Below are 16,667 nucleotides of genomic sequence, written 5' to 3' on the forward strand. Positions count from 1 at the left end.
GTCAGAAGGTGTGCCCGTAGTGCACCAGCACGGCGGCAACGATGATGCCCGACGCGACGCCGCCGACCAGCCAGGCCAGGAAGCCCAGCATCCGGTTGCTGCGCCGCACTTCGACCAGCAGCTGGGTCATCATCTCGTGATTGGTGGCCGAATGCGGATGCGCCTGATGCTCCAGCGCCTGGTGCATGAGGCGCGGCAGTTGCGGGAAGATGTGGGCATAGCGCGGCGCTTCGGCTTTCAGCCGTTCGACCAGGCCGCGCCAGCCGACCTGCTCGCCCATCCAGCGCTCGAGATAGGGCTTTGCGGTCTTCCACAGGTCCAGGTCCGGATCGAGCTGGCGGCCGAGTCCTTCGATATTCAGCAAGGTCTTTTGCAGCAGCACGAGTTGCGGCTGCACCTCGACATTGAAGCGGCGCGAGGTCTGGAACAGGCGCAATAAAATCTGGCCGAAGGAGATGTCTTTCAAGGGACGGTCGAAGATCGGCTCGCAGCAGGCGCGCACGGCCGATTCGAGTTCGTCGACGCGGGTGTTCTTCGGCGCCCAGCCCGATTCGATGTGGGCCTCGGCGACGCGCTTGTAGTCGCGCCGGAAGAAGGCCAGGAAGTTCTGTGACAGATAATCTTTATCGAAATCGTTCAGCGTGCCGACGATGCCGAAGTCGAGCGCGATGTAGCGGCCAAAGGTTTCCGGCTCGACCGAGACCAGGATGTTACCGGGGTGCATATCCGCGTGGAAGAAGCCATCGCGGAAGACCTGGGTGAAGAAAATCTCGACGCCGTCGCTCGAGAGTTTTTTCAGGTCGACGCCTTCGGCTGCCAGGCGGTCGATCTGCGAGACCGGGATGCCCCTCATGCGCTCCATCACAATCACGCTGCTCGAGCAATAGTCCCAGTACATTTCCGGGACCATCAGCAAGTCGGAATCGGCGAAATTCCGGCGCAGCTGGCTGGCATTCGCCGCCTCGCGCATCAGGTCGAGCTCGTCGTGCAGGTATTTGTCGAACTCGGCCACGACTTCGCGCGGCTTCAGGCGCCGGCTTTCCGCCCATACCTTTTCCAGCAGCGCAGTCGCCAGCTGCATCAGGGCGACGTCTTCGTCGATCGTCTTCTTCATGCCCGGACGCAACACCTTGACCGCTACCTCTTTCCCGTTCTTCAGGGTCGCGAAGTGGACCTGGGCGATCGAGGCGGAGGCCACCGGCACCGGATCGAAGCTGGCGAACAGCTGGTCGGGATGGGCGCCGAGCGAGAGGGTGATCTGGGCGATTGCCTGGTCCGACGGGAATGGCGGCACGCGGTCCTGCAGCCGCGCCAGCTCGTCGGCGATATCGGGCGGCATCAGGTCGCGCCGGGTCGAGAGCACCTGGCCGAACTTGATGAAGATCGGGCCGAGTTCCTCGAGCGCGAGGCGCAGGCGGATGGCGCGCGGAGTCGTGATGCGCCTGCGCCAGAAAAACATCCCGCTGACAAACCGTGCGGTGCGGGGGGCATCGAAGCCGGACATTGCGATTTCATCGAGGCCGTACTTGGTTGCGACCGTGAAGATTTTAAGCAGGCGCAGGAATTTCAATATCATCAGCTATCCAGGGTGGAGTCCCCGCTCGGGCGGGTTGTCGGAATAAGGGCAGTGGGCGCCGGCTTGTGGGCCAGGCCTTGCTCGAGCCGGGCGATGCGCTTGGCGGTGCGCTCGACGTCGTCGCGCAGGCGCACTACGTCGGCGCCGAAGGACGCGACATCGCCTGGGCGCGTCAGCACCGGGCGTTCTTCGACCAGGAATTCGGCCAAATTCTCGGCCAGGCGCCGGCCCGTGGCATTCACGTTGGCGACGACACTGCGCGCGCCGCCCGCAAGACGGGCCGCGCCGATCGGTCCGAACAGGCGCTCCAGGTCGTGCTCGGGTTCCCAGCGCAGGCCGCGGCTCAGCTGAGAAATGGTGTTGGCGAACTCGGCGTCGCCCTCGATGCGCACGTAGGAAAACGCGCGGTCGCGATGTTGGGCGATCAGCGGCAGGTCGGCCAGCTTGACGTGGATGGTGACGTTCGGCACGGCGTCAGGCGTGCCCGCTTCGAGCAGGCCATCGGCGCCGATGCGCAGGCGCAGCGCCAGATGGCCGGTGTCGATTACGGCCAGCTTGCCGGCATGGCGCTGCAGCGATGCGCGCGCCCAGGCCTCGTCCGCCAGCAAGTGGTTGATCGTGGCGACGGCGGACGTCGTCAGGGCGCGCTGCGGCGACAGGAATGAGGAAGGGCTTGGGAACATGAATGGGTCGCTAAAAAACAAAACCGCCCGGTGTGACGCGGGCGGCTTTGATCTTACCAGTTTGCCGGGCCTAAACCCGGGTGCACGAGAAAGTTTGCAAAAAACAATTACGCCAGCTGTTGAATACCTGCGAGAAGCCAGCCGGTATTGCCCGACAGCGGCTTTTCCATGTTCCAGACTTCAGCGAAGGGCTCGGCCGGCGCATTCGGCGCGGTGCGGATCATGCCGTTGAACTGGACGCTGGCGAGGTAATCGCTGGCGGTCGTTTCGATGCCGAGCAGTTGGGCGTCGATCGAGACGACATCGGTGAAGTCGGCGTTCGCGCCGCGTTCGGTGATCTGCATCTTGAGTTCGGCGAACACTTCCGGCGTGGTGAATTCGCGCAGGTCGGCGACATCGCCCTTATCCCAGGCTGCCTGCATGCGGATGAACGAGGACTTCGCGTGGCGCAGGAAGGCCTCGGTATCGAAGTCGCCCGGCACGCCCCATGGCGTATGGCCGGCTGCGGCAGGCGCGATCGGCGCGCCCTTGTTCAGCGACACGCTGGAGGCAGTGCCGTGGCCCTGATAGGCCTGCGGCTGGTACTGGTTCAGGCCGGAGCCGATGTCAGGCGTGGCGCCGGCCGGCACCGGCTGGTTGAAGCCGCCCTTGAACTGGGCATTGGCCGGGGTGTCCTTGCGGCGGAACATGCGCACGATGAACATCACGGCGAACGCCAGCAGCGCGATCATCAGGATGGTCGACAGCACCGAGGCCATGGCGCCGCCAATGCCCAGGTGCGAGAACAGGGCGCCCAGGCCCAGGCCGAGCAGCGCGCCGCCCAGCAGGCCTTTCCACATGCTCGGTTTGGCTGCCTGCGCGGCCCGTGCGCCGGCGGCGCCGGCAGCGGCGCCGGCCACCGGTGCGGCAGGCGACGGCGTTGCCGCCTGGCGGTTCATCGGCGTCATCGGGGCTGGCGCCGGCGCCGGCATCTGGCGCACCTGCTGCGACTGGCGCCCGATCGAACGCTTGCTGCCCATCGGACGCGCGATCGCTTCCGAAATCATTGCCGTGGTGGTCAAAGCCAGCACCATCGTGACCAGGAATTTTTTCATCGTCATGCCTCTTAAAGTTTGATACCCGTATGCAGCGCCGCAACGCCAGCCGTCAGGTTGAAATACTGCACACGCTCGAGCCCTGCGGTTTCCATCATGGTTTTCAGCGTTTCCTGGTCCGGATGCATGCGGATCGATTCAGCCAGGTAACGGTAGCTTTCGGCGTCGCCCGCGATGCGCTGGCCCAGCCATGGCAGCACCGAGAACGAATACACGTCGTACGGCTTTTGCAACGGTGTCGCCACTTTCGAGAATTCGAGCACCAGCAGCTTGCCGCCCGGTTTCAGCACGCGGCGCATTTCCGCCAGCGCCTGGTCCTTGTGCGTCATGTTACGCAGGCCGAAGGCCACGCTCACGCGGTCGAAATAATTGTCCGGAAACGGTAACTTTTCGGCATCACACAGCAAGGTGGGGGTAACGAGACCCTTATTCAATAGACGGTCGCGCCCGACGCGCAGCATCGACTCGTTGATATCGGTCAGCCAGACCTCCCCGCTCGGCCCCGCCTGCTTGGCGAAGGCCTTCGACAGGTCGCCCGTGCCGCCGGCGATGTCGAGCACCTTGAAGCCCGGACGCACGCCTGCCTGGGCGATCGTGAAGGTCTTCCAGATGCGGTGCAGGCCGCCGGACATGAGGTCGTTCATGACGTCGTACTTGGCCGCGACGGAATGGAAAACCTTGGCGACTTCGTGGACCTTCTCGTCCTCGGAAACGGTCTTGTAGCCGAAATGGGTGCTCTTGGTCATATGAAGATGGCTGTTTGATCTTGCCACATTATACAAGCGACATGCACGGGGGCGCCCGGCGCGGTCTGCGCTATCGGACAGGCCCGGATTGGGGGGAGTCGAGCAGCAAAATATGCAAGACACAAGATTGATGGGCTAGCAAGGAGCACGCGCGACTGTTGTGTACGCGACACGGTGCCGGAAAATATTTTCTCGGTTTTTCCCGGCAAAAACCGGTGCGCCCGCGCTGGGAGAAAAGCCTGGCGAGCATCTAAAAAAGGCGCAGCCGCAGCCTCGTTACATTCTCACCGAATTTCACGGAATTGTTATTTTCTGGGAAATCTTGAAACAAAAAAACTTGTGACGCATAAATTATTTCCAACCCAAAACAAATGTCACAGAATATCTCTTTTGAAATTTCACATTAACAATTTTTTCAAATCAATTTTACATTTCTTAAAGAATTTATTTATCCACCATTTAAATCCTTGCGGGAAATGAAATTACCCCATAGCTTCATTTGGTTTTCATAATTGCAATTAATGCGGTTGAGTACCATTGTTTCAAATGCTAGCCTTTGATTTCTCTCAACCAGAAGGCTTCATGCGAAACCACTTCACTTCATCGCTTCAATTGCGTCTGCGCAAGCCGCGCAAGCAATCCGGTCAAGGCATGACCGAGTACGTCATCATCGTGGCACTGATCGCGGTCGCGGCGATCGCAGTGACCCAGCTGTTCGGCACCACGGTGCGCACCCAGATGGGCGCCATCGCCAGCGAAGTCGGCGGTAACAACGCGTCGGCGGACATCACCAAGGCCAATGTTGCCGGTGCAGCGGCCGCTACCGCAGCAGCGAAGAAACGCTCGCTGTCGACTTACGGCGACCAGGTAACGACTGGCTCGGCCGGCACCCAGTAAGCGATCGCGCCGATTGCGCCACATCGCACTCCGTCATGGCGTTCCCGGACGCCATGACGGCCCCGGTACCGCCTGCTCCATGATCGACTTCATCTCGCCACAGCGCCGTCCGCGCCTGCCGCTGCGGCAGCGGGGTCAGGCACTCATTTTCGGCATCGTGGTGCTGCTTGGCGCGGCCGTCGCCACCTTTTTCCTGTTTAACACCGGCCAGATGACTGCTGAAAAAACCAGGCTCGTCAACACCGCCGATGCCGTCGCCTACAGCGCCGGCATCATGCATGCGCGCGCCTTGAATTTCGATGCCTATACCAACCGCGCCCTGATCGCCAACGAAGCCGCCATCGCGCAGATGGTCAGCATTTCTTCGTGGCTGCAATATGCCCAGGGCCATGTCCGGAACGTACGGCCGCTGGCCTGCTATAGCCAATATTCGATCCCCGTCGGCCTGGCCACGCTCGAGTACATTCCCTTGTGCTATGCGCTGTCCTATCCCGTGGGCGCCGCTGCGGTGAATTATGCGAATACCGCCTTCAACGGCGCCAACGTCGGCGCTGCCATCGTCCTGCGGGCCGAGGTCGCCAAGGAGCAGCTCAAAGCCATGCAGCTGGCGATGTCCCTCGGTTTTACGATCGCACGCACCGACCTGATGCGCGATGTCGCCAACGCCAACTACAACGGCGACGGCAGCGTCTCCGTCGATACCGTGCCCTTGAAGGACGACTGGAACATATTCGAAGGCGGTCCCTTCATCGCCAAGCGCCGCACCAACGGCAACGAGCGCGAGCGCATGGCCGAGGTCATTCGGACCAGCGTGGCACGCGACGATTTCGTCCACGACCGTTCCTGGGATTCCAAGTCGCCATGGCCGTGCAGCATTCCAATCGGCGAAGCCACGCGCACCGGCCGAACGCGGCTCAACGGGTACAACCGCTGGGAGGCAGAGGATCAGGCCAACTTCAAGGTGCGCCAGTGGCGCCTCAGCGGCTTCAGCTTCGGCTGCAGGACCACCAGGACCTACGGCCTTGGCACCGGCCAGCGCCGCACCACGTCAGCGGGCGCATGGCGTTACAGCGGCGTGCCGGAATTCTTCGAACTGTCGAACAAGGCGCTTGAGTACACGCCTTCGAATGCCGACCCGGCCAAGCGCGAGCCGCGCGTCCAGTTCGCGATCCGCCTGACGCGCGCGAACGGCCAGACCAAGACCTCGGCCGGCACCTCGGGCATCAAGCCAACCGGGCGCCTGGACATGTTCGACGGCGCCCCCGCCGGCGGGGTGCTGGCCGCGGTGTCGACCTCGGAAGTGTATTTCGACCACCGGCGCTCGGACGGCTCCACCGAACTGGGCAGTCTGTTCAACCCATATTGGCAAGTCCGCCTGGTCGGCAATTCGGCCGCGTCCGTGGCGGCCGCCGTTGCGCTGCAAGGAGCAACACCATGAATTATCCCCGCCCGTATGCAGGCAAGGTCCTGATCCCGCTACTTGCGCTGGGCCTGTCGCTGGCGACGGCGCCGGCATCGGCCGTAACCGCCGTCGAACGGCGCGTCGATACGGCATCGGCGCCGCACCTGGCGCTCAAGCAGGGGGCCAAGCCGGTCACCGTCCATTACGCCCACCTGAAGGACGATTACCGCGACAGCCCGGGATTCAAATCCCATCTCGCGGACCTGAAACAGAAGGTGGCATTCTGCGTGGCGACCAATCCCCGCCTCGGCCGGCCGGTGCGCGCGCCTGCCGAGTTCCCCGATCAATTCATGCGCGTGAATGAGTTCGAATATTCGGCGCCGAACCGGAGAATCGTTTATTCGGTCGCCTACGTCGTGCAGATGGCCGAAGACTGCAGCCTGGTGGAAACCGAAGAACGCCGCGCCGTGCTGCGCTCGGCCAAGGGCGAATGCGACATCGACCTGGTGGGCAAGACGGCGCGCGGCGTGTGCGATCCCCGCGGCCACGCCGATGCCCTGACCCATCCACCCGCGCCGGGACGCGGCCAGCAGGACAAAACCAGGGCCGCGCTCGAGGCCGATCCGCGCCTGGCCGAACGCATGGCGGTACTGCGCCGGCTGACCGGCGGACCGGCCCCGGCGGGTGGCCCGAAACGCAGCATTGCCGGCCATGAATGCGAGATGGTTCAGGGTACCGCCGGCATCCAGGGCTGCGTCAGCAAGGCCGGCAGTTTTATCCCGGCGGTCGGCGTCGAAGGGGTGACGCTGCAGCGCAGCGTCGGCAAGGAAAGCGCGACCGCGGTGGAAGCGAAGCTGGACATGAAAACCGATCCGGCCATCTTCGCGCCCTACCTGAACGGCGGCTATACGATCACGGCGGAGCGCACATGACGGCGCGCCGCCCTTCGCTTGCAGGAGCCGCGCGCGGCCAGGCCCTGGTCGAGTTCCTGGTGCTGGCGCTGGTCCTGATCCCCTTCCTGCTGCTGCTGCCGATGATCGCCAAGTACCAGGACATCGCGCACGCGACCGAGATGGCGGCGCGCTACGTGGCCTTCGACGCGACGATACGCAACGATGCGACGGGCGGCTGGAAGCCGAACGGGCAGCTCGCCGGCGAAGTGCGGCGCCGCTTCTTCAGCAATGCGACGGCGCCCGTCAAGACCAACGACACGCCGGGCGACTTCAAGGCCGACCAGAACCTGTTCTGGCGCGACCCGCGCGACAATGCGCTGATCCGCAGCTTCGACGACGACGTGCGCATCAGCTTCGGTGAAAGCGCGAGCGCCGACCGCGGCGCCGGTTTCCGCGGCGCAGCCGACGGCAGCCCCTTCATCCGTCACGAGGCGATGGACCTTGGTGCGCGCGGCATCTTCCGCGGCAACGTCAGCGTCAGCGTCGCCAACCTGCCGGACTCGCTGACCGGGCCGACCAAAAGCTATGAACGGCTGAAGTCGCTCGACCTGGTGATCCGGCGCCACCTGGACCTGGTGCCGGACGGCTGGACCGCCGCCAATGCCGACCAGACCGCCAGCCGCATCGACAGCGCCGAAATCAACGCCGGATCGACCTTCAATCTACCCGTGTTCAATCTCGTGCCGCCGGTCGTCGAGGCCGCGGTCGTGTTGATGGAGATTCCCTCCGGCTGCTTCTCCAACTGCGGCCCGAAGCTCGGCAAGCTCGACTACTGGAAAGAAGTAGTCCCGGCCGACCGTATCGTGCGGCCAGGCCAGGGGCAGCCATGATGCGCTTCCTCCGCCCGGCGCTTGCTCCCGTGCATGGCCTGGTTCTCGGGTGCGCCTTTGCGGCCCTGCTGGCCACGGCCTTGCCTGCGCGCGCGGCCCCGGCCGCATCCTGGCCGAGCGTTGCGCTCCCGTCCGGCGCCACCGCCTACCCGATCGGCGAACAGATGTCGGTCGATGGCTTCCCGATGCGCCTGCAGGGTTTCGTCACCCGCGGCGCGCCGCTGGAAACCGCAGCCTGGTTTCGCAACAAGCTGGGCCAGCCCCTGGTCGAGAACCACCTGCTCGGCAAACTGGTGCTGGGCAGGGCCCAGGGCGATTATTACGTCTCGGTGCTGCTCGAAGCGCTACCGGGAGAAAGCGGCGGCACGCGCGGCACCGTCACTGTCTCGAACCTGGCATCGGCCTACGAAAAACGCGAGGCCACGCGCGTCCTCAACGAGCGCATGCTGGCGCGCCTGCCCAATGGCAGCCGCCTGATCAACCAGCTCAGCTCCACCGAACGTGGCCGCGCCACGGCCTACGTGCTGGCCGAGAACGGCCACAGCCAGCAACTGAACCGCGACCAGCTGGTCCGGCGCCTCGAAGCCGAAGGCTATCTCCTCGAACGCGAAGCCATGCCCGATGCGAAGCAGGCGCGCGCCCTGCCGGCGCAGATGGCCGCCGGCCGCATCCTTTTCTTCAAGGGCAAGGACAAGGAAGCCATGGCCGTCATCCGTCCCGCCGAGGAAGCGGGCAGCACCATCGTGATCCAGACCGTCAACCTCGTGCAGGAGCTCAAATGAAGCAGCACCCTGGCCCTGGCCCGCGACGCGCGCGCCAGCGTGGCCAGTCGGCGATGGAATACGTCGTCGTCTGCGCCGCCCTGGCCCTGGCCCTGTTCTTCCCGGTCCCCGGCAGCGGCGATGGCGGCGGCGCGCGCAGCGTGGTCGAGATCCTGTTCGACGGCTTCCAGAAGGCCTACCAGCGGTTTACCCATTCCATTTCCCTGCCCTCGTAACCAGGAATTCGAGCATGAACCTCAGCGCAAAAGCCACCGCCAGCGTCACCCAACTCCGCCGCCTGCGGCCCAACCGCACCTGGGCGCTGCTGCTGATCGCCCTGGCCATCGGCGGCCTGGCCGCAATGTCGGCGCGCAGCTACCTCACCCGCCAGATGGAGGCCATCGAGGCCAGCGCCAAGGGCAAGACCGTCACCGTCATCGTGGCCAAGCAGGATATCCCGAAGGGCGAACTGCTCTCGGCCGACAACATGGCGCTGCGCCCGATTCCCGCCGAATTCGCGCACTCGGTGGCGCTTTCTCCCGACGATTTCGAGCGGGTCGACGGGCAGCGCCTGGCCTATCCGGTCAAGGGCGGCGAGATGATCCTGTGGGGCCTGATGGAAACGGCGCGCGTGCCGACCTTCTCGGCCCACGTCGCGGCCGGGCGCCGCGCGATGACGGTGCCGGTCGACGAGATCAATTCGATCTCCGGCATGCTCGAACCCGGCGACACGATCGACCTGCTTGCGACCATCGACCGCAATGGAAAAAAATCGACCTTTCCGGTCATGCAGAACGTGTCCGTGATGGCCACCGGCCAGCGCTCCCAGAACGATCCGAAATCGGGCGACGCACGCCAGTATTCGACCGTCACCATCGACACCACGCCCGAGCAGGCCAGGTACCTGATCGCGGCGCGCGACGCCGGCCGCCTGACCGCCCTGCTGCGCCACCCCCAGGACAAGGCGGCGATCGCCGGCCAGTACGACGTGGCCGCGCTGCTGGGCCTGGGCGGGACGGCGCCGGCGGGCGTGCGCCGCGTGCGCGCAGCGCGCCAGGTGCCGGTGCTGTACGGCGGCACCCTGAACTCGGCGCCGCCGGGCGCCCTGCGGCTCGGGCGCCAGGCGGCGCCGGAATCTCCCGAGCCACCAGCAGCGGCACCCGCGGCGCCCGCCGCACCCGCCGCGCCGGCCACCCGGCCCGTCGTGGCCCAGGCCAATGCCGCTTACTGATTCCGGGCCGCGGCCGGGCAGCACGGCCGCGGCGATCACTCTCATTCACCCGCCCCTTATGACATCGACCATCCTGATCATCACCCGGCCATCGGGCGCTCCGCTGCGCAGCGTCCTGGCCGCCTGCCTGGCCCTGGCTTGCACCGGCACTTCCTCCGTCTCCACGGCGCAAGCGGTCGCGCCCCAGGCGGCGCCCGCCCCCACAGCCGTGACGGCAAGCGCTGCGATGGCGCGCCGCGACACGGCCGGCGAGATCCTGCGCGCCAGGCCGGGAGCGCGCCGCGACGCGGCGAGGAACACGCCCTACGCGCCGGTCAAGAAGCTCGATGACGACAGCCAGATCCCGGAAATCGACATGTTCGTGGGCGAGTCGCGCGTGTTTCCGACACCGGGCGTGGCGCGTATCGCGGTCGGCAATGGTGGGATCCTGTCGGCCGCCGCCCTCGACGGAAAGGAAACCATCCTGTTCGCCAACGGCCCCGGCACCTCGACCCTGTTCATCTGGAACGAGGACGGCCGCTACCAGCGCATCAAGGTCAACATCGTGCAGGGCGATACCACCCGCGTGGCGCGCGAAGTGGCGTCCTTCATGGCGAGCATTCCAAATGCCAGGACCTCGATCGTCGGCGACAAGGTCATCGTCGAAGGCAATGCGCTGTCCGACGAGGACCGCGAAAAGGTGGCCGAACTGGCCAAGCGCTATCCGCAGATCGTCAATTTCACCAGCGCGATCGGCTGGGAAAAGATGGTCATGATGGACGTCAAGGTAGTCGAGTTCCCCAAGTCCGAGCTGCGCGAGATCGGCCTGAAATGGACCGCCAACGGCGGCGCCGCGCTCGCCGCCGTCTGGGCCCCTTTCCGGCGCGGCAATGACGGCCCCTATTCGATCGGCATCCCGGGCAGCGGCAACGGCTTGCCGATCTCGGACGCCCCGCCGCCGGGCTCGGGCGGCAGCGGCAGCGGCAACGGCACGGCGACCCTCCCGAGTTCCCTGAACATCCTGAGCGGGGTCAACCTGGGCCTGTCGGCCCAGCTCAACCTGCTCGAGCAGAACGGCACCGCCAGCATCCTGGCCGAGCCGCAGCTGTCGGCGCGCAGCGGCGTCAAGGCCAGCTTCCTGGCCGGCGGCGAGTTCCCGTATTCGGTGGCGAACCAGAACGGCGTCACGATCCTGTTCAAGCAGTACGGCATCAAGCTCGACATCGAACCGCGGGTGGGACGCGACGGCATCATCCGCGCCGTGATCGAATCCGAGGTCAGCTCGATCGACCCCTCGGTCTCGACCCCGGCCGGACCGGCCTTGCTGACGCGCCGCACCAAGACCGAATTCAATACCCGCGACGGCGAGACCATGGTCCTGGCCGGCCTCCTGCAGCGCAATATCAGCAGCGACGTCGACAAGGTGCCCTTGCTGGGCAGCCTGCCGGTGCTGGGCCCGCTGTTTCGTTCCAAGCGCTACCAGAACCGGGAGACCGAACTGGTGGTGTTCGTGACCCCGACCGTGGTCGATTCGCGCAGCCCTGGCCTGGTGGACCGGGTCGAGAAAACCACCGGGCGCCTGTCGGAACGGCTGGACCGTTCGCCCTACCTGAGCGATCCGCTGCAGCCCGGCAGCGACTCGCAGCGTCCCGGCAGCATGCCGCCGGCCGCCGCGCCGCGCACGGCGCCATAAGCCGAAGGAGAGACCATGCTGCAAATCGAAATCACGGATCCCGACGGCACCCAGCGCCTGCTGCAGGCGCCGGACGACTGCGTCATCGGCAAGGGCCGCGACAACGAGGTCCGGCTCGACAGCTGGCGCGTCGGCCGCGAACATGCGCGCCTGTTCCGCACTCCCGGCGGCGTCCTGCTCGAAGACATGGGCGCCTTCGGCGGCGTGTTCGTCAACGAGGAACGCATCGACGCCCAGCACGGGCCGCTGCGCGGCGCCGACATCATCGGCGTCGGCCCCTACAAGCTGCGCGTGCTGGAACAGGAGCACGGGGTGCAGGTGCAAGCCGCCGCGCCCGGATCGCGCTCGAACGCCGCGCCGCACCGCAACCAGCAGGCCACCGATGCCGTGAACGGCTCGCGCGCCATCGCCACGCAGGCGCAGGAAGCGGCCTTGCGCATGCGCGCCGACATACCGGTGCGCGACGGCTACCCGGTGGTGCTGTCCGCGACGCCGATCAAGGAGCTCGAATTCGAGTGGCGCAAACGCATCCACAACAAGCTGCTCGACGCCATCGACCTGCGCCGGCGCGACGTCTCCGCCATGACCGATGCCCAGCTGCGCAGCGAAACGAGCACCCTGATCGCCGAGATCATGGGCGAACTCGGCGCCGAACTGCCGCGCGAGCTCGACCCGGCCCTGCTGAGCCGACAGGTGCTCGACGAAGCCATCGGCCTCGGCCCCCTCGAGGAACTGCTGGCCGACGACAGCATCTCCGAGATCATGGTCAACCGCTACGACCAGATCTATGTCGAACGCAACGGCCGGCTGCAGCGCCATGCGCTGACCTTCACCGGGGACCGCGCGGTGCTCGGCGTGATCGAGCGTATCGTCGCGCCGCTGGGACGGCGCATCGACGAATCCTCGCCGATGGTCGACGCGCGCCTGAAGGACGGCTCGCGCGTCAACGCCATCATCCCGCCGCTGGCGCTGAAAGGCCCGACCCTCACGATCCGCAAGTTCGCCAAGCGCAAGCTGACCGCCGCCGACCTGGTCGACTTCGGCGCCCTGAGCCCGGACATGGCCGCCTTCCTGCAGGTCTGCGTCGAGTCGCGCAAGAACATCATCGTCTCGGGCGGCACCGGCTCGGGCAAGACGACGCTCCTGAACATCCTGTCGAACTTCATCCCGAGCGGCGAGCGCATCATCACGGTCGAGGATGCGGCCGAGCTGCAACTGCACCACGAGCACCTGATCAGCCTCGAATCGCGCCCGGCCAACGCCGAGGGCAAGGGCCAGGTGGCGATCCGCGACCTGGTCAAGAACACGCTGCGCATGCGGCCCGACCGCATCGTGGTCGGCGAATGCCGCGGCGCCGAAGCGCTCGACATGCTGCAGGCGATGAACACCGGCCACGAAGGCTCGCTCACCACGCTGCACGCGAACACCCCGCGCGACGGCCTGGCGCGCCTGGAAACCATGGTGCTGATGGCCGGGATGGACTTGCCGCTGACGGCCATCCGCGAGCAGATCGCCTCGGCGGTCGACCTGGTCGTGCAGCAGACCCGCTTCGCCTGCGGTTCGCGCAAGGTGACCTGCATCACCGAGATCACCGGCATGGAAAGCGGCAAGATCCAGCTGCAGGACGTGTTCCGCTTCGTCCACAAGGGCTATGCCGGCGAACAGGGCGAGCACAAGGTGCAGGGCTATTACACCGGCTGCGGCATGGTGCCCACCTTCTACGAGGAGCTGCGCGCCGCCGGCAACGCGCTCGACATGAACCTGTTCACGCAGCACCCGAACGAACTGGCGGCTGTGCGCGGCCATGACGAGGTGCGGCGATGATGAGTTCCACCGTCCTGCTGTCGTACACCGTCGTCGTCGCCCTCTCGAGCGCGGTGCTGGCCTGGTTCCTGATCGACATGGGCACCGTCACGCTCAAGCGCTACCGCACCAGTTTCACCAAAAGCGCCGGCTTCAAGGCGCGCGAATTCTTCCTCTTCGTCGACCCGCGCAAGCTGTTCGCCGCCAACCTGGCCGGCATGGCGCTGGTGCCGCTGCTGGTATCGATCCTGACCGGCAGCGCCGTGCTCGGCATACCCGTGCTGCTGATGATGGCCCTGTTCCCGCGCGCCCTGTACGCCTGGATGCGCAAGCGGCGCATGCGCCAGTTCGAGGAACAGCTGCCGGATGCGTTGATGATGCTGGCCGGCGGCATGCGCGCCGGTATCGGCTTGAACGCCGCCATGGCCCAGCTGGTGGCCGAGGCGCCGGCCCCGCTCGGCCAGGAATTTTCGCTGCTGCTGCGCGAGCAGCGCCTCGGCCTGCAGCTCGAGCAAAGCCTGTCGAACCTGGCGCGCCGGGTGCCGACCCAGACCACCACGCTGGTCGTATCGGCCATGCGCATCGCCACCGAAACCGGCGGCGGCCTGGCCGAAACGCTGGAACGCACCGCGCACACGGTGCGCAGCCGCCTGCAAATGGAGGGCAAGATCGGCGCCCTGACCGCGCAGGGCAAGCTGCAGGCCTGGGTGGTCGGCGCCCTGCCGCTGGTGCTGATGCTAATTCTGAACAAGATGGAGCCGGAAGCCATGTCCTACCTGTGGCACGACCGCATCGGCTGGGCCACCCTGGCGGTGATCGGCGTGCTCGAATTCCTCGGCGTCTACGTGATCCGCCGGATCGTCGCCATCGACGTATAAGGGCCGCCATGCAAAACTTCCTGTTTGCCCATTCGGATACCGTGTTCATGCTGCTGGCCATCCTGATCGGCCTGGCCGCGGCGCTGCTTGGCTGGCTGGCGACCCGCGCCGTGGCGAGCGTGCCGCGCGAGGACCGCGCCTACAAGGACCCGCCGCCGCTCGGCTTTCGCCTGATGTGGTGGCCGATTCACGCGCTCGCCCATTTCCTCGACCCGCTGATACCGGACAAGGCGCACCGCCAGGCGCAAACCAGGCTGCGCAAGGCCGGGCTCGACTTTTCCCTGACGCCCAGCCAGTTCCTCGCGGCGCGCCTGGTCGCCGCCGTGCTGCTGGCGCTGCTGTTCTGCTGGATTCTGGGCTCCTTCGACCGGCCCGGCGGCCTCGCGCACGGAGCCGGCCCGGGTGCCTACCTGTGGGCCGCCTGCGGCGGCGCCCTGTGCGGCTACGGCTATCCCGCGATCTGGCTGCGCGACCGCCTGGTCAAGCGCCGCAGCGAACTGCTGAAAAGCCTGCCGTTCTACCTCGACATCATCACCCTGTGCGTGGAAGCCGGCCTGAACCTTCAGGGCGCCCTCAGCCAGGCCGTGAACGGCGGTCCCAAGGGCGTGCTGCGCGACGAGGTCCAGCGCGTGCTGCGCGACATCCGCGCCGGCAAGAGCCGCGCCGACGCGCTGCGCGGCATGGCCGAGCGCCTCAACGAACCGGGCGTGACGACCTTCACCGGCACCGTGATCCAGGCCGAAAGCATGGGCATGAACCTGGGCCCGGTGCTGCGCGCCCAGGCCGACCAGCGCCGCAGCGAACGCTTCCTGCGCGCCGAAAAGCTGGCGATGGAGGCGCCCGTGAAACTGCTGTTCCCGCTGATCGCCTTTATTTTTCCCTGCACCTTCATCGTCCTGTTCTTTCCGATCGCGATGAAGTTCATCCACGACGGCCTATGAACCGGATCTTCCTGCACACCGCCAGCGGCGCCCACCCCATGCGGGTGGCGCTGGCCGACGGCTTTTGGACGCGCCTGCGCGGCCTGATGCTGGCGCCGCCGCTGGCGCCCGACGCGGGCCTGCTGCTGACCCGCTGCGCCAGCGTGCATTGCGCCTTCATGCGCCAGGCCATCGACGTGGTCTACCTTGACGCCGCCGGCACCGTGCTCAAGTGCGTGCCGCGGCTCAAGCCCTGGCGCGCCAGCGCTGGCCCTGGAGCACGCCACACGCTGGAACTGGCGGCCGGCGCCATCGAGCGCCTCGGCGTCAAGCCGGGCGACCGCTTCGATCACCCGAGCCTGGCGCGCCGCACGCCGCGGGTATGCGCACATGCTCAGGGCGGCCTGGCGATGGTCGAATTCGTCGTGGTGGGACCGATGCTGGCCCTGATCGGCCTGTCCATCCTGCAGTACGCCATGCTGTTCTTCGCCAAGAACCAGATCAACCATGCCAGCTTCATGGCGGCCCGTGCCGGCAGCCTGGGCCATGCCAACCTTGGTACCGTCGAGACGGAATACACGAACGCGCTGATTCCGCTGTACGGCGGCGGCACGAATACCGCCGAGCTGGCCGAATCGCGCGGCAAGGCGTTCAAGGCCGTTAGCGCAAGTCACATCGAGCTGCTGAACCCGACCGCCGAGAGCTTCCAGGACTGGAACGACCCGAACCTGCAGGCCAAATACGACACCAAAGGCAAACGCGTGATCCCGAACGCCAACCTCGCCTTCAAGGACCAGACGGTCAAGGGCAATTCCGGCCAGAGCATCCAGGACGCCAACCTGATCAAGCTGCGCATCGTCCACGATTACACCCCCACGATCCCCCTCGCCAGGACCGTGTTCAGCGCCTATCTGAAAGCCAGCGACCCGGGTAACGATGCGCAGTACACCAGGATCGTCCAGGCGGGCCACATCCCGGTGGTCACGAACGTGACGCTGCACATGCAGTCCGACGCCATCGAAGGCAGGACCGTCAGTGCGCCGGGCGCCGGCAACAACGGCAACCCGACCAATCCGGGCGACCCGCCGGTGAGCAACAACCCCTCGCCGCCTTGCACGGGGATTGCCTGCAACCAGGAAGTGCCGCCAACACCGGTAGATCCGAATGCGCCCTGCACGGGGCCAGATTGCCCGATTTGCCTCGATGGTCAAGGAGGATAGA

General features: G+C 66.0%; 16 protein-coding genes. 12 read left to right on the forward strand and 4 right to left on the reverse strand.

What is annotated here, in order from left to right; all coding sequences use genetic code 11:
* Window position 1: 1 nt before the first annotated feature.
* The 4 genes from ubiB to ubiE form a co-directional block, all read right to left on the reverse strand.
* Entirely contained in the window at window positions 2-1,576 is a 1,575-nt protein-coding gene (gene ubiB, locus NMB41_RS22090) for a ubiquinone biosynthesis regulatory protein kinase UbiB (protein WP_494379921.1), read from the reverse strand.
* The gene (locus tag NMB41_RS22095) at window positions 1,576-2,259 is read right to left on the reverse strand and encodes a ubiquinone biosynthesis accessory factor UbiJ (RefSeq protein ID WP_494379922.1); all 684 of its coding nucleotides are present in this window, start codon (window positions 2,257-2,259) and stop codon (window positions 1,576-1,578) included. Before NMB41_RS22095 ends, ubiB begins: the two co-directional genes overlap by 1 nt.
* A gap of 107 nt (window positions 2,260-2,366) precedes the next feature.
* Window positions 2,367-3,359, reverse strand: a complete 993-nt coding sequence (locus NMB41_RS22100; protein WP_494379923.1) for a Tim44 domain-containing protein — start codon at window positions 3,357-3,359, stop codon at window positions 2,367-2,369.
* Window positions 3,360-3,364: 5 nt separating this feature from the next.
* Window positions 3,365-4,099 (reverse strand): bifunctional demethylmenaquinone methyltransferase/2-methoxy-6-polyprenyl-1,4-benzoquinol methylase UbiE, encoded by a 735-nt coding sequence (gene ubiE, locus NMB41_RS22105; protein ID WP_494379924.1) that lies wholly within the window; start codon window positions 4,097-4,099, stop codon window positions 3,365-3,367.
* A 651-nt stretch (window positions 4,100-4,750) separates the two neighbouring features.
* Between ubiE and NMB41_RS22110 the strand changes: the two genes are divergently transcribed.
* The 12 genes from NMB41_RS22110 to NMB41_RS22165 all read left to right on the forward strand — a co-directional run bounded on the left by NMB41_RS22110 (window position 4,751) and on the right by NMB41_RS22165 (window position 16,666).
* Window positions 4,751-4,996, forward strand: coding sequence for a hypothetical protein (locus NMB41_RS22110; RefSeq protein ID WP_494379925.1), 246 nt, complete (start codon window positions 4,751-4,753; stop codon window positions 4,994-4,996).
* A gap of 79 nt (window positions 4,997-5,075) precedes the next feature.
* A complete protein-coding gene (locus tag NMB41_RS22115) occupies window positions 5,076-6,434 on the forward strand; it encodes a Tad domain-containing protein (protein ID WP_494379926.1) in 1,359 nt (452 codons plus the stop codon).
* A complete protein-coding gene (locus NMB41_RS22120) occupies window positions 6,431-7,330 on the forward strand; it encodes a hypothetical protein (protein ID WP_494379927.1) in 900 nt (299 codons plus the stop codon). Before NMB41_RS22115 ends, NMB41_RS22120 begins: the two co-directional genes overlap by 4 nt.
* Window positions 7,327-8,181 (forward strand): hypothetical protein, encoded by an 855-nt coding sequence (locus NMB41_RS22125; protein WP_494379928.1) that lies wholly within the window; start codon window positions 7,327-7,329, stop codon window positions 8,179-8,181. The genes NMB41_RS22120 and NMB41_RS22125 overlap by 4 nt, the downstream gene beginning before the upstream one ends.
* On the forward strand, window positions 8,178-8,963 hold the full coding sequence (locus NMB41_RS22130) for a hypothetical protein (protein WP_494379929.1): 786 nt from the start codon (window positions 8,178-8,180) through the stop codon (window positions 8,961-8,963). Before NMB41_RS22125 ends, NMB41_RS22130 begins: the two co-directional genes overlap by 4 nt.
* Window positions 8,960-9,178, forward strand: a complete 219-nt coding sequence (locus NMB41_RS22135) for a hypothetical protein (RefSeq protein ID WP_494379930.1) — start codon at window positions 8,960-8,962, stop codon at window positions 9,176-9,178. Before NMB41_RS22130 ends, NMB41_RS22135 begins: the two co-directional genes overlap by 4 nt.
* A gap of 14 nt (window positions 9,179-9,192) precedes the next feature.
* Window positions 9,193-10,173: a Flp pilus assembly protein CpaB gene (cpaB, locus tag NMB41_RS22140; protein ID WP_494379931.1), complete on the forward strand. Its 981-nt coding sequence runs from the start codon at window positions 9,193-9,195 to the stop codon at window positions 10,171-10,173.
* Between the two features lie 58 nt (window positions 10,174-10,231).
* A complete protein-coding gene (locus tag NMB41_RS22145) occupies window positions 10,232-11,845 on the forward strand; it encodes a type II and III secretion system protein family protein (protein WP_494379932.1) in 1,614 nt (537 codons plus the stop codon).
* Window positions 11,846-11,860: 15 nt separating this feature from the next.
* A complete protein-coding gene (locus NMB41_RS22150; protein WP_494379933.1) occupies window positions 11,861-13,669 on the forward strand; it encodes a TadA family conjugal transfer-associated ATPase in 1,809 nt (602 codons plus the stop codon).
* Window positions 13,666-14,526 (forward strand): type II secretion system F family protein, encoded by an 861-nt coding sequence (locus NMB41_RS22155; protein WP_494379934.1) that lies wholly within the window; start codon window positions 13,666-13,668, stop codon window positions 14,524-14,526. The genes NMB41_RS22150 and NMB41_RS22155 overlap by 4 nt, the downstream gene beginning before the upstream one ends.
* A gap of 8 nt (window positions 14,527-14,534) precedes the next feature.
* A complete protein-coding gene (locus tag NMB41_RS22160; RefSeq protein ID WP_494379935.1) occupies window positions 14,535-15,467 on the forward strand; it encodes a type II secretion system F family protein in 933 nt (310 codons plus the stop codon).
* Window positions 15,464-16,666: a DUF192 domain-containing protein gene (locus NMB41_RS22165; protein WP_494379936.1), complete on the forward strand. Its 1,203-nt coding sequence runs from the start codon at window positions 15,464-15,466 to the stop codon at window positions 16,664-16,666. The genes NMB41_RS22160 and NMB41_RS22165 overlap by 4 nt, the downstream gene beginning before the upstream one ends.
* The last annotated feature ends 1 nt before the right edge of the window (window position 16,667 follow it).

This window comes from Massilia sp. FBCC-B171, assembly GCF_059134155.1.

Coding starts and splice junctions, on each gene's coding strand:
- NMB41_RS22095 (WP_494379922.1), bottom strand. CDS start 2,259: ATGTTCCCAAGCCCTTCCTCATTCCTGTCGCCGCAGCGCGCCCTGACG.
- NMB41_RS22115 (WP_494379926.1), top strand. CDS start 5,076: ATGATCGACTTCATCTCGCCACAGCGCCGTCCGCGCCTGCCGCTGCGG.
- NMB41_RS22145 (WP_494379932.1), top strand. CDS start 10,232: ATGACATCGACCATCCTGATCATCACCCGGCCATCGGGCGCTCCGCTG.
- NMB41_RS22120 (WP_494379927.1), top strand. CDS start 6,431: ATGAATTATCCCCGCCCGTATGCAGGCAAGGTCCTGATCCCGCTACTT.
- NMB41_RS22135 (WP_494379930.1), top strand. CDS start 8,960: ATGAAGCAGCACCCTGGCCCTGGCCCGCGACGCGCGCGCCAGCGTGGC.
- NMB41_RS22100 (WP_494379923.1), bottom strand. CDS start 3,359: ATGACGATGAAAAAATTCCTGGTCACGATGGTGCTGGCTTTGACCACC.
- ubiB (WP_494379921.1), bottom strand. CDS start 1,576: ATGATATTGAAATTCCTGCGCCTGCTTAAAATCTTCACGGTCGCAACC.
- NMB41_RS22160 (WP_494379935.1), top strand. CDS start 14,535: ATGCAAAACTTCCTGTTTGCCCATTCGGATACCGTGTTCATGCTGCTG.
- NMB41_RS22150 (WP_494379933.1), top strand. CDS start 11,861: ATGCTGCAAATCGAAATCACGGATCCCGACGGCACCCAGCGCCTGCTG.
- cpaB (WP_494379931.1), top strand. CDS start 9,193: ATGAACCTCAGCGCAAAAGCCACCGCCAGCGTCACCCAACTCCGCCGC.
- NMB41_RS22155 (WP_494379934.1), top strand. CDS start 13,666: ATGATGAGTTCCACCGTCCTGCTGTCGTACACCGTCGTCGTCGCCCTC.
- NMB41_RS22125 (WP_494379928.1), top strand. CDS start 7,327: ATGACGGCGCGCCGCCCTTCGCTTGCAGGAGCCGCGCGCGGCCAGGCC.
- NMB41_RS22130 (WP_494379929.1), top strand. CDS start 8,178: ATGATGCGCTTCCTCCGCCCGGCGCTTGCTCCCGTGCATGGCCTGGTT.
- ubiE (WP_494379924.1), bottom strand. CDS start 4,099: ATGACCAAGAGCACCCATTTCGGCTACAAGACCGTTTCCGAGGACGAG.
- NMB41_RS22110 (WP_494379925.1), top strand. CDS start 4,751: ATGACCGAGTACGTCATCATCGTGGCACTGATCGCGGTCGCGGCGATC.
- NMB41_RS22165 (WP_494379936.1), top strand. CDS start 15,464: ATGAACCGGATCTTCCTGCACACCGCCAGCGGCGCCCACCCCATGCGG.